Raw genomic sequence first — 11,564 nt, forward strand, 5'->3', positions numbered from 1 at the left:
ACTCTCTCCAGAACGGGGAACGGCCGACTGCACGGCTTTTCTCCTGATCAGCGCGTTTCGTGAGTACTCCCACTCCGCGTAACGCGGCTCAGCCGGGCGGGTTCAGGCGGGCGACGAACTTGTACCGGTCGCCGCGGTAGATCGACCGCACCCACTCCACCGGGCGCCCCTCGGTGTCGAAGGAGTGCCGGGACAGCAGCAGCATCGGCAGGCCCACCTCGGAGCCGAGCAACTCGGCCTCCTCCGGGCTGGCCAGCGCGGTCTCTATGGTCTCCTCGGCGTGCCCCAGCTCGACGTCGAAGTTCTCCCGCAGCACCTGGTACAGCGAGCCGCCGGACTCCAGCCGACCGGTCAGGCCGCGGAACCGGGTCAACGGCAGGTGGGTGGTCTCGATCGCCATCGGCTCGCCGTCGGCCAGCCGCAACCGGCGCAGCCGCAGCACGGTGGCGCTCGGCTTGGTGTCCAGCAGCGTGGCCAGCTCCGGGTCGGCCGGTTCCTCGACGACCTCCAGCAGTCGCGAGGCGGGCTGCCTGCCGTGCGCCCGCATGTCCTCGGTGTAGCTGCTCAGCTGCAGCCGCTGGGCGACCTTCGGCTTGGCCGCGAAGGTGCCCTTGCCCTGCACCCGCAGCAACCGGCCTTCCACGGTCAGCTCGGCGAGCGCCTGGCGCACCGTGGTGCGGGAGACGTCGAACTCGGCGGCCAGTGATCGCTCGGTAGGGATCGGTGATCCCGGCGGCAGCGAGCGGAGCATGTCCAACAGGTGCTGCTTGAGCCCCCAGTACTTCGGTTCGCGCTGCGCGCGCCCCGTGGAGTCCGCCCCGCCGGACACGGACGTTTCGAGCATCGTTCCTCCTACCGCCACAACCTTGCCACCCCAGAAGCGCCGTGGTCGCCGCCTCGCCGAAGTCGTCCAGACCTTCAGCATGCCCGAACCGGGCGGTGCGGTGAGCGACACCGGGGCATCTGATCCGGACGGCGATCAACTCCCGAAGTTGAAGCCAGCCTTATGCGTGGGTGAACAGTAACCCCGCATGGTCTTGACATCGGGTGTGCAACACCACAATCCTCATCGCATTGGTCTACACCAAAGGCTTGCAACTCCGCACCAGTGCGGAGGAAGGGGCGAAAATTGAAGGCCTGGAGAACGCTCGCGGCCACTGCCGCGCTGTCGTTGACGTTAGCCGGGTGCGGTGGGGGGCCCAGCGCCAGCGACAACACCCTGACGGTCTGGCTGATGGACGGGTCCGCGTCGGACGCGTTCGTCGAGGAGCTCAACGCGGAGTTCGAGCAGAGCCACCCCGGGATGAAGGTGGACTACCAGATCCAGCAGTGGAACGGCATCCAGGACCGCCTGACCACCGCGCTGGCCAGCAACGACCCGCCGGACGTGATCGAGCTCGGGAACAGCCAGAACCCGCAGTTCTCCGCCGAGGGCACGCTGCTCGACCTCACCGCCGACGCCGAAGCCCTGAACAAGTCGCAGTGGGTACCGGCGCTCAGCGAGTCCGGCGCGTGGGAGGGCAAGCAGTACGGCGTGCCGTTCTACGCCGCCAACCGCGTGGTGGTCTACAACAAGGAGCTGTTCGACCAGGCGGGCATCACCCAGCTGCCGACCAACCGCGAGGAGCTGCTGGCCGTCATCGACAAGCTGGAGCAGAAGCACGGCTCGGACCCCGACTTCCAGTCGCTGTACCTGCCCGGCCAGTCCTGGTACGCGCTGCTGTCGTTCATCTGGGACTCCGGCGGTGAGATCGCGGTGCCCGAGGGCCCGGACCACAAGGGCGCGCTGGACACCGAACAGGCCCGCGACGGCATCGCCTTCTACCAGCAGCTGGTCGAGAAGTCGGCCACCCAGGCACCGGCCGACACCGACGAGGCCGAGCCGCAGCAGAACGAGGTCTACGCCAAGGGCAAGGTCGCGATGATGATCGCGCTGCCGTGGGAGGTGCAGACCGCCGCCGAGAACAACCCGCGGATCGCCGAGGTCTCCAGCGCCTTCCCGATCCCGTCGAAGTACCCGGGCAAGACCGCGCCGGTTTTCCTCGGCGGCTCCAACCTGGCCATCCCGGCGGGCAGCGCCGACGCCGACGCCGCCAAGGACTACCTGAAGCTGCTGACCAGCCAGAAGTACCAGACCAAGATCGCCGAGAGCGGCGTGGTGCCGGGTGCTTCGCAGGACACCAGCGCGCTGGAGGCCAACCCGGTCAGCGCCGCGATGGCCATCGCGTCCAAGTCCGGCAAGGTGCCGCCGGCCATCCCGCAGTGGGCCGCCGTCGAGTCCGGGCAGAACCCGCTGAAGGACATGATGACGTCCGTGCTGACCGGCCAGAAGACCATCGTGGACGCCACGATGGAGGCCAACGGCAAACTCGATGAGCTGCTGGCGGCGAAGAACTGACCATGACCGCCACGCACACCCGCCCGGCGCCGGGCACCGCGGGTCCGCCCGTGGTGCCCGGCGCTCGGCGCCGCCCCCGAACATCGGTGTCGCTGCCCTACCTGCTGATGGCGCCCGCGGTGCTGGCGCTGGTCGTGCTGCTCGGCTGGCCCGCGGTGAACGTGATCGTGACCAGCTTCCGCAAGCTCGACCTCGGCGAGCTCACCCGCGGCGAGGTCGTCTGGACCGGCTTCGACAACTACGTGGAGGTCCTCAGCGGATCGGACTTCTGGGTCGTCGCGCTGCGGACCGTGGTGTTCACCGCCTGCATCGTCGGTGCCACGGTCGGCATCGCGCTGCTGCTGTCGCTGCTGATGCGGCACATCCCAGCGGTGCCGCGCGTGGTCCTGCAGATCAGCCTGCTGCTGGCGTGGGCGATGCCGCAGCTGGCCGCGACGACGGTCTTCCAGTGGATCTTCGACCAGCAGTTCGGGATCCTGAACAAGACCCTGGTGCTGCTGGGCTTCGACTCCTTCGAGCGCGCCTCCTGGTTCGCCAGCGGCACCAGCACGCTCACCGTGGTCGGCATTTTGATCGTCTGGCAGGCCGTGCCGTTCGTGGCGATGACGCTCTACGCCGCGCTGGTCGGCGTGCCGAAGGACCTGTACGAGTCGGCCGGGATCGACGGCGCGAACGGCTGGCAGACCTTCTCCTCGATCACCTGGCCGCACCTCAAGCCGGTGCTGATGATCGTGACGTTCCTGTCGATCCTGTGGGACTTCAAGGTGTTCTCGCAGGTGTGGGCGATCCGCGAGGGCGGCCCGAACGGGGAGAGCACCACGCTGCCGGTGCTGCAGTACCTGGAGGGCATCGCGGGCAAGCACTTCGGCGTGGCCGCCGCGGTCAGCGTGCTGATGGTGGTCGTGCTCGTGGTGGTCTGCGCGCAGTACCTGCGGCTGCTGCTGCGTTCTCAGGAGGGTGAGCTGTGACGATCCGCCGAATCGGGCTGTCCGCGGTGGCGGTGGTCATCGCGCTGGTGTTCGCCTTCCCCACGTACTGGATGTTCACCAGCTCGATCAAGCCGCGCGGCGAGGTGCTGTCCACGTCCTACGACCTGGTCCCCAGCTCGGCGACGTTGGAGAACTACGCGACCGCGCTGTTCAGCTCGGACTTCCTGCGCTACCTGGGCAACAGCCTGCTGGTGACGCTCACCGCGGTGGCGTGCTCGCTGGTGGCGGGCACCCTGGCGGCGCTGGCGATGAGCCGGTTCCGGTTCCGCGGGCGCAAGGGCTTCCTGATGCTCGTGCTGGTCGCGCAGATGGTGCCGTTCGAGGCGCTGATGGTGCCGATGTTCCTGTTCATGCGGGACCTGGGGCTGCTGAACAAGCTGCCCGCGCTGGTCCTGGTGTACTGGATCACCACGCTGCCGTTCACCATCTGGTCGCTGCGCGGGTTCATCGACGGCATCCCGGTCGACCTGGAGGAGGCCGCCATGGTGGACGGCTGCAGCCGCGCCGAGGCGTTCCGCCGGGTCACCCTGCCGCTGCTGGGCCCGGGCCTGGTGGCCACCTCGGTGTTCGCCTTCATCACCGCGTGGAACGAGTTCCTGTACGCGCTGGTGCTGATGCGCTCCGAGAGCCTGCAGACGCTGCCGGTGTTCCTGCAGACGTTCCAGACGGCGTTCGGCACCGACTGGGGGGCGACGATGGCGTCGGCCACCCTGTTCACCCTGCCGGTCCTGGTGTTCTTCCTGATCGTGCAGCGGAAGATGGTCTCGGGCATCACCTCGGGCGCGGTCAAGGGCTGACCCGCCACCACGGCCGCCTCGTCGGTCCGGGCACGGTTCGGCGAGGCGGCCGTCGTCGTTCCGCGCGACGATTGAGCCGAGGGGCGATCCCCGAGTACGATTGGTCTAGACCTCAATCGAAGGGATGGGCCCGATGACCGCCACCCATGGCCAGCACATGGCCGACGAGATCCGCCAGCAGCCCGCGATCTTCGCCGACCTGCTGGCCACCAGGGACGCGATCGCCCAGGTCGCGGCCACCGTCGCGCAACGCCGCCCGCGCTTCGCGCTGCTGGCCGCCCGCGGCTCCAGCGACCACGCCGCCCTCTACGCGAAGTACCTGGTCGAAACCCTGCTGGAGCTGCCCGCCGGGCTGGCCTCGCCGTCCACCACCACGCTGTTCGGCGCGCAGCCGGACCTGACCGACGTGCTGCTGGTGTCGGTCAGCCAGAGCGGCGGATCGCCGGACCTGCTGGAGGTCACCGAAGCCGCCCGCAAGCAGGGCGCGCTGACCGTCGCGGTCACCAACACCGCCGACTCCCCGCTGAACTCGGCCGCCGAGCTGTCGGTGGACGTCCGCGCGGGCCGCGAGCAGGCGGTCGCCGCGACCAAGACCTACGGCGCCACCCTGCTCGCGCTCTACCTGCTGGTCGACGCGGTGCGCGGCGGCACCGGCGAGCAGGCGGCGAAGCTGCCCGAACTGGCCGAGACCACCCTGACCAGCGGCCAGGGCGCGGTGGACGAAGCCGTCAGCCGCTACCGCTTCCTGGAGCGGATGGTCACCACCGGGCGCGGCTACTCGCTGGCCACCGCGCACGAAGCGGCCCTGAAGCTGGCCGAGACCAGCTACCTGTCGGCCCGCTCCTACAGCGGCGCGGACCTGCTGCACGGTCCGGTCGCGGCGGTCGACGCGGACACCGCGGTGCTCGCCCTGGCCAGCCAGGGACGCGGCGGCGCGGCGATGCGCGAACCGCTGGCAGCGGTGGCCGAGCGCGGCGCGGACATCTGCGCCATCGGCTCGGCGGCCGCGGACATCCCGGCGGCCCACCGCATCCCGGTCCCGACCTGCGCCGAGGAGCTCGCCCCGGTGCTGGAGATCCTCCCGGTCCAGCAGCTGGCCCTCGGCCTGGCCCTGGCCCGCGGCTTCGACCCGGACAACCCACGGGGGCTGAACAAGGTCACCCGGACCCGGTGATCGCGCGCAACGCGGTGAGTGGCTCCCGCCGGGACCACTCACCGCGTTGCGCCCTGCCGGGGTTGGGCAGGTTGGGTGCGGTTCCGCGGGGTTGCGTGGCAGCCGGAGCGGTGGGTGGTTGCTTCGGGTGGTGCGATATCAATCGGAATCGCAATCCTCACCGCTGCGCCGCAGGTCGTGATGCTTCGCCCTCGCCGTTGCAGGGCGTTGAGCTGACGTTCCACGTGGGTGTGGTGCCTGGCGGGTCCTGGCGTGCCGTGGGCGCGGGGCTGGCGAGCCGCTGAATCTTCGCAAGCGCTGCTGCGCTGGGGTTTTCATGTAAGGGCCCGCCTCACCGAGGGGGCGGGGTAAGGCGGGCATCGCCAGGTTACGCCGAACGGAGCAGGGCGCAAACGTCGGGGCTCGGGCCGGGAAGAGGCCAAAGTCCTCAGATGTCGTAGACCTCTCGGGCGTTCGCGTCGAACACCGCCGAACGGGACCGCTCGTCCAGGTCCGCCGCCAGCTGCCGGGCCACGTCCATGACCTGCCCGTACTCGGCCGCGAGCAGGCACACCGGCCAGTCCGAGCCGAACATCAGGCGGCGCGGCCCGAAGGCCTCCAGCACCACGTCCACGTAGGGCCGGAGCCTCACCGGATCAGGTTGCTCCGACCAGTCGTCCTCGGTGACCAAACCGGACAACTTGCACACCACGTTCGGGTGCGCCGCGAGCGCGCGGATGCGCTCCGCCCAGGGTTCCAGCTCACCGCTGGCCACCGGGGGCTTCGCGCAGTGGTCGAGGACGAAGGTCAGCTGCGGGAACTGGCCGACCGCCTTGATCGCCGCGGGCAGCTGGTCCACCCGGACCAGCAGCTCGTAGACCAGACCCGCGTCCTCGACCGCGGCCAACCCCTTGAGCACGTCGGGCCGGACCAGCCAGTCCGGGTCGGGTTCGTCCTCGACCTGATGGCGAATGCCCTTCAACCAGCGGCCGGACGGGTGGGTCTGCAGGCCGCCGATGCGCTCGCGCACGTCGCGCGCGGTCAGGTCGACCCAGCCGACCACCGCCGCGATGCGGTCGACCGAGTCGGCCAGCACCAGCATCTCCGGGGTCTCGTCCGGGTCGGAGACCGTCTGCACCAGCACCGTGGCGTCCACCCCGGTGCCGCGCAGCGCGGCCTGCAGGTCCGCGGGCCGGAAGTCGCGGCGCAGCGGCTCCATCTCCGGTCCGGTGATCCACGGCTGGTCGCGGACGTCGAGATCCCACAGGTGGTGGTGGGTGTCGACGGTCATCGGCCCTCCTGGTCCACATCGGACGAACCCGGTTGGGCAAGGTCGACCATCATGCTTCTCCCCGACTGATCACGCGAGCGCCTCGATGTATAGCCGGTCGCGGACGCGGAATCCAGCGGATGGCGAGAACAGTCATGTTCACGGGTTCTGTCGTGCGCATCACCCCTGGGCGCGTAGAAATGGCGCATGCTCGACACCACAGCGGTCGTCCTCGGTCTGGACGTGGGCGGCACCAGCAGCCGCGCACTGGTCAGCGACCTGTCCGGCCACGTCCTGGGCCAGGGCGAGGCAGACGGCGGCAACCCGAACTCGCACCCGGCCGACGAGGCGGTGCGGCAGATCGCCACCGCGACCCGCACCGCCCTGCGCGACGTCGACCCGGCGCGGGTGCGCGCGGCCGTGGTCGGCATGGCCGGGGTCAGCAAGATGGCCGATCCGCAGTTCCGCGAGCTGTTCGAGCAGGCGTGGGCAGGGTTGGGCCTGACCTGCGCGGTGCGGCCGATCAGCGACTGCGAGGTGGCCTTCGCGGCCGGGAGCCCGGAGCCGAACGGGACGGTGCTGATCGCGGGCACCGGGTCGATCGCGGCGCGCATCGAGCAGCACCAGCTCACCAGGACCGTCAACGGCTACGGCTGGCTACTCGGCGACGAGGGCTCGGCCTACTGGCTCGGGCGCGAAGCCGTCCGAGCCACGCTCGACGCGCTGGACCGCGGCGAGCCGCTGCACGGCCTCACCGAGGCGGTTCGCGAGGCCCTGCTGCCCAACGTCCCGGACGCGCAGCGCAAGCAGCTCATCACCGCGGTCAACGCGGCACCCCCGATCCGGCTCGCCGAGCTCGCACCGCTGGTCACCAAGGCCTCCGACCTGACGGCCACGGCGATCATCGAGCGCGCCGCCCAGGTGCTGGCCGACACCGCCGAGCAGACCCGCACCCCGGACGACACGACCCCGATCGTCCTGGCGGGCGGACTGGTCACCCCGGAGAACCCGGTCGGCGAAGCGCTCCGCGCGGAGCTGACGTCCCGCGGGTTCCCCACGCCGAACACCGCAGGTCCCGGAGCGGCAGGCGCGGCCTGGCTGGCGGCCCACGACCTCACGCCAGACCCGACAACCCTCCACCACCATCTCCTCCCCGCCTGACCCCGCCAGGGCCGACGCCCCGGGCGAACGCTTCGGTGAGGACGCGATTCCAGTGGGAAGCGGACATCTGATCCCAATGAGGTGATCTCACCGGACCCGCACAGGCGAGTCGCCGGATGATCCACAGTTTCAACTGAAACTGTAACCCCAGGTGAGTGCCGAAACCGCTTCCACCAGCACCCAGCGCCGATCTCGGGCGTTGACGAAGGACGCCTTCGCCAACCGAGCCGGTGAAAGGTGCCCTTCACTTCGGGCGCGCGAGAGTGGTGACGCGTCGTCGGAGGGGTGGGGACGGTTACAGTTTCAACTGAAACTGTAACCACCGGTGTGTCGGGCACCCGACACACCGGTGATGCGTCAGGACGCCTTCACTGAGATCACCTCAACTGGGAATCGCCTTCCCCCACGAATCCGAGGACCCCGCGAAAGGCCTGGACCCCGCGGTCTCCGAGGACCAGTGCCCGGAATCTCGCGGCCCCCGGAGGCCAGTTGCCCCAAGATGCCGTGGTCTTCGGGGCCCAGTTGCTCCGGAGCCTCGCAGTCCCCGGGAACCAGTTGCTCCGGAACCTCGCAGTCTCCGGGAACCCAATCGGTCCGGAACCTCACGGTCTACGGGAACCAGTTGACCCGGAACCTTCGCGTGGCCCCTGGGCACCACGTCCTCCGGGGACCGCGCCACTGGAGACCTCGAAGCTCGCGGCCCCTCGGGGTGACCGATCCTCCCCGCCTGACCCGCGCCAGGGAACGACGTTCCAGGGGACCGTGCGGGTGGGGGTTCGAGGGACTAGAGGAGGCCGAGCTCGGTGAGAGCCTTGCGGATGACTTCCTGCTCCGCCTCGTCGGCCTCGACCAGGGGGAGGCGCACGCCGCCGACTCGCTGGCCCACCAGGTTCAGCGCCGCCTTGACCGGGATCGGGTTCGTGGTCACCGACAGGGCCGCGTACAGCGGCTTGAGCTCCGCGTCGATCTCCGCGCGGCGCTCCGGCTCGTCGACCATCCGGCGCATCCGCTCGCCGACCAGGTGGCTGGCCACCAGGATGCCGCCGCAGGCACCGAGGTCGAGCGCCTGCGCGAAGCCGTCGTCGTTGCCCGCGTACAGGCCGAGGCCGTCGACCTGGGCGAGCGCGGAGTTGTCCGCCTGCTTGACGTAGTCGATGTGCTCGACCTGGGCGAGCTCGGCGAGCAGGTCGTTCGGCAGCTCCAGCCCGATCCGCGACGGCACGTTGTAGAGCACCACCGGCTTCTCGGTGGCCTTCGCGATCTCGGTGAAGTGGCGGACCAGGCCCCGCCGGTTCGGGCGGTTGTAGTACGGGGTCACCGAGAGCACCGCGTCAGCGCCGAGCTCGACCGCCCGGGCGCTCATCGCGCAGGCGTGCGCGGTGTCGTTCGAGCCGGTCGAGGCGATGACCGAGGTCCCCGCCGGGCGTTCCGCGCAGGCGAGCTCGATCAGCCGCAGGTGCTCGTCGGCGGTGAGCGTCGGCGCCTCGCCAGTCGTGCCGCAGACCACGACACCGTCCGAACCGTGGTCGACGAGGTGCCGGAACAGGCCGAGGAAGGCTTCTTCGTCGACGCGCTGCTGCTCGTCGAAGGGGGTGACGATCGCGGTGATCACGCTGCCGAGAGACATGTGCGCATTCTGCGCGCGCCGATTCCGGCTGTCACGCCGGGGTGCTGTGCTCCGCGACGCGCGGGTGCCGCAGGCCCGGGTGCTGCGCGGGCAGCGACCGGCGCACCACCCACCAGCTGCCCGCCACGCACACCGCCACCAGCGGCCAGGTCAGCACCACCTGCGACACCGTGAGCGGACCGACCGCGTCGAGCAGCCAGAGCGGGATGAACACCGCCAGCCGCACCACGTACTGGCCGACCCACACCCAACTCGCCCGGCTGTAGGCGCGCAGCAGGTCCGGGTCCTGGCGCCACCGCCGCGCCTGCCCGAGCGCCGCGCCGACCACGACGCCCAGCAGCGGCCACCGGATCGCGATGCTGGTCATCCAGGCGAGCGCGCTCAGGGCGTTGGTCACCAGCCGCGGCAGGAAGAAGTCCACCGCGTCCCCGGTGTACAGGGCGATGAGCGCGCCGAGCGCGACGGCCAGCAGGCTGATCAGCACCGCGAGCGGGCGCGCCCGCTGCGATAGCCGCCACCCCGCGAGCGCCGCCCCGACGACCACAGCCACGAGCCCTCCGACGGCGATCGACTCGCCGCTGAGGAACCACCCGAGGCCGAAGGCGACGGGCGGCAGCATCGCGTCGATCGCGCTGCCCCAACCACCGAGCAAGCGCATGAACGAATCGCGGTCGTCCTGGTGCTCGACGATCTCCACCTGCCGGTCCTGCGTCACGCCCCCAGCCTGCCCCAAGGCTTGCCTCCCTCGCACCCAGCCGTGGCACGAACCTCCCGAACCCCCACCCCGGACCCGACGCCACCCCACCCTGACCAGCCCCAACACCCCACGCCACGCGATGCCGGACACCTGCTTCCCAACTGGAACCGCACGAATGAACATCCGGCGAAGGCCCCGCACACCCCGGCATGCCGGGCACCCGACACACCCACAGACCACAGTTTCAATTGAAACTGTAACTCGAGCCCCCACCGGAGGACGACCAATCAGGACCCCGGGAGTCCCCGCGATCCGAAGTTTCAATTGAGACTGCAGATCGGAAACCCCGCCCCCGAGGCCGCGCAGCTGCATGCCCGCAGTTTCAATTGAAACTGCGGAATCGGACATACCGACACAGGAGGACCCCCACCGCCCGGAGACCGCAGTTCCAGGGGAACCCGTGGATCGGCCAGGCCGTGGGCGCCCGGCCGACGGTCCCGTGGTTCGCAGTTTCAATTGAAACTGCGGTTCGGCGTGCCTGGGAGTCGCAGTTTCAATTGAAACTGCGGGTTGGTGGCGGCCGCGGGTTGCAGGGTTTGGGGGTCAGAGGGGGTTCTGGCGGGTTCGGTCGAGGAGGGTGGCCAGGTGGGCCGCGATGGTTCGCTTGTCCGCCGGGTGGCAGGTGACCACGTCCTGGCCCTCGGCTCGTTCGCCCTGGAGGGCGTAGCGGCCCTGGTCGTTGTCGAACCAGATCAGGTTCGGCAGGCGGGGGCCGCCGCGGCGGTCGCCGCTGACCACGAAGTGCCCGAGCCGGAACTTCTGCCGCGAGGTGATCGCGCGCAGGCCCGCCAGCCCCTCGATGTCCGCGTCCGCCGGGTGCCCGTTGCTGCGGTCGGCCACCGCGCGCACCGCCTCCCCCACCCCGGGCGGGGCGTCGGGCAGCAGGTCGGCGCACGCCCGCGGCAGGGCGTCCGGGGCCAGGAAGCTCATCCGCAGGCCGCGACCGTCGAGCACGCCCACCACGCCGACCTCGCCGGTCGCCACCACCCGCGCCGCCAGCCGGTGCCCGGCGCGCACGTCGAGCAGCCCGGCCGCCGCGATCGACACCTCCGAGCTGCACAGCAGGTAGAGCGCGTCCTCGACCTCCGGCTCCGGGCGGCCGTTGCGGGCCAGCCCGGTGGACTCCAGCTCCTGCCAGACCTGCTGCACCAACCGGTTGCGGTCCTCGCCCAGCTCACCGAGCCGGGGCAGCTCGAACGGGTACTGCCGCACGGTGAGGTTCAGCTGCTCACCGAGCAGGTCGACCGCGGGAACGGACAGGGTGATCGTCTCGACCATCGCACGCTCATTTCGGGTCCGGGGGCACCGGCCGGTGCTGGACGTTGATTCCTTCAGCCGCGACGCGGCGGGGTCCCGGGGCGTCCCCGGCGGCGGCGCCCGCTCCCGCACGCCAGGGGGGGGGGGCGCCCGCC

General features: G+C 70.4%; 10 protein-coding genes. 5 read left to right on the top strand and 5 right to left on the bottom strand.

Annotation, left to right across the window (positions count from 1 at the left end; translation table 11 throughout):
- Nucleotides 1-88: 88 nt before the first annotated feature.
- Entirely contained in the window at nucleotides 89-844 is a 756-nt protein-coding gene (locus tag ABT324_RS25800; protein WP_351182689.1) for a GntR family transcriptional regulator, read from the bottom strand.
- A 285-nt stretch (nucleotides 845-1,129) separates the two neighbouring features.
- On the opposite strand from ABT324_RS25800, the gene ABT324_RS25805 reads away from it, so the two are divergent.
- From ABT324_RS25805 to ABT324_RS25820, 4 genes are all read left to right on the top strand, one after another.
- Entirely contained in the window at nucleotides 1,130-2,398 is a 1,269-nt protein-coding gene (locus ABT324_RS25805; protein WP_351182691.1) for an extracellular solute-binding protein, read from the top strand.
- A gap of 2 nt (nucleotides 2,399-2,400) precedes the next feature.
- Nucleotides 2,401-3,366, top strand: a complete 966-nt coding sequence (locus ABT324_RS25810) for a carbohydrate ABC transporter permease (RefSeq protein WP_351182693.1) — start codon at nucleotides 2,401-2,403, stop codon at nucleotides 3,364-3,366.
- Nucleotides 3,363-4,184, top strand: a complete 822-nt coding sequence (locus tag ABT324_RS25815; protein ID WP_351182695.1) for a carbohydrate ABC transporter permease — start codon at nucleotides 3,363-3,365, stop codon at nucleotides 4,182-4,184. Before ABT324_RS25810 ends, ABT324_RS25815 begins: the two co-directional genes overlap by 4 nt.
- A 124-nt stretch (nucleotides 4,185-4,308) precedes the next feature.
- Entirely contained in the window at nucleotides 4,309-5,358 is a 1,050-nt protein-coding gene (locus tag ABT324_RS25820) for an SIS domain-containing protein (RefSeq protein WP_502949795.1), read from the top strand.
- 427 nt (nucleotides 5,359-5,785) lie between these two features.
- On the opposite strand, the gene ABT324_RS25825 is transcribed toward ABT324_RS25820, so the two are convergent.
- The gene (locus ABT324_RS25825) at nucleotides 5,786-6,628 is read right to left on the bottom strand and encodes an amidohydrolase family protein (protein ID WP_351182699.1); all 843 of its coding nucleotides are present in this window, start codon (nucleotides 6,626-6,628) and stop codon (nucleotides 5,786-5,788) included.
- A 186-nt stretch (nucleotides 6,629-6,814) separates the two neighbouring features.
- On the opposite strand from ABT324_RS25825, the gene ABT324_RS25830 reads away from it, so the two are divergent.
- Nucleotides 6,815-7,768: an N-acetylglucosamine kinase gene (locus tag ABT324_RS25830; protein WP_351182701.1), complete on the top strand. Its 954-nt coding sequence runs from the start codon at nucleotides 6,815-6,817 to the stop codon at nucleotides 7,766-7,768.
- A 784-nt stretch (nucleotides 7,769-8,552) separates the two neighbouring features.
- On the opposite strand, the gene dapA is transcribed toward ABT324_RS25830, so the two are convergent.
- From dapA to ABT324_RS25845, 3 genes are all read right to left on the bottom strand, one after another.
- The gene (gene dapA, locus ABT324_RS25835; RefSeq protein ID WP_351182703.1) at nucleotides 8,553-9,395 is read right to left on the bottom strand and encodes a 4-hydroxy-tetrahydrodipicolinate synthase; all 843 of its coding nucleotides are present in this window, start codon (nucleotides 9,393-9,395) and stop codon (nucleotides 8,553-8,555) included.
- A gap of 31 nt (nucleotides 9,396-9,426) precedes the next feature.
- The gene (locus ABT324_RS25840; RefSeq protein WP_351182705.1) at nucleotides 9,427-10,110 is read right to left on the bottom strand and encodes a DUF3159 domain-containing protein; all 684 of its coding nucleotides are present in this window, start codon (nucleotides 10,108-10,110) and stop codon (nucleotides 9,427-9,429) included.
- 585 nt (nucleotides 10,111-10,695) lie between these two features.
- Nucleotides 10,696-11,430 carry an ESX secretion-associated protein EspG gene (locus tag ABT324_RS25845; RefSeq protein ID WP_351182707.1) on the bottom strand — a complete coding sequence of 245 codons (735 nt, stop codon included), beginning with the start codon at nucleotides 11,428-11,430 and terminating at the stop codon, nucleotides 10,696-10,698.
- Nucleotides 11,431-11,564 lie beyond the last annotated feature (134 nt).

This window comes from Saccharopolyspora sp. NPDC000359 (genome assembly GCF_040300525.1).
GTDB lineage: Bacteria > Actinomycetota > Actinomycetes > Mycobacteriales > Pseudonocardiaceae > Saccharopolyspora.

Coding starts and splice junctions, on each gene's coding strand:
- ABT324_RS25800 (WP_351182689.1), bottom strand. CDS start 844: ATGCTCGAAACGTCCGTGTCCGGCGGGGCGGACTCCACGGGGCGCGCG.
- ABT324_RS25810 (WP_351182693.1), top strand. CDS start 2,401: ATGACCGCCACGCACACCCGCCCGGCGCCGGGCACCGCGGGTCCGCCC.
- ABT324_RS25820 (WP_502949795.1), top strand. CDS start 4,309: ATGGGCCCGATGACCGCCACCCATGGCCAGCACATGGCCGACGAGATC.
- ABT324_RS25825 (WP_351182699.1), bottom strand. CDS start 6,628: ATGACCGTCGACACCCACCACCACCTGTGGGATCTCGACGTCCGCGAC.
- ABT324_RS25830 (WP_351182701.1), top strand. CDS start 6,815: ATGCTCGACACCACAGCGGTCGTCCTCGGTCTGGACGTGGGCGGCACC.
- dapA (WP_351182703.1), bottom strand. CDS start 9,395: ATGTCTCTCGGCAGCGTGATCACCGCGATCGTCACCCCCTTCGACGAG.
- ABT324_RS25845 (WP_351182707.1), bottom strand. CDS start 11,430: ATGGTCGAGACGATCACCCTGTCCGTTCCCGCGGTCGACCTGCTCGGT.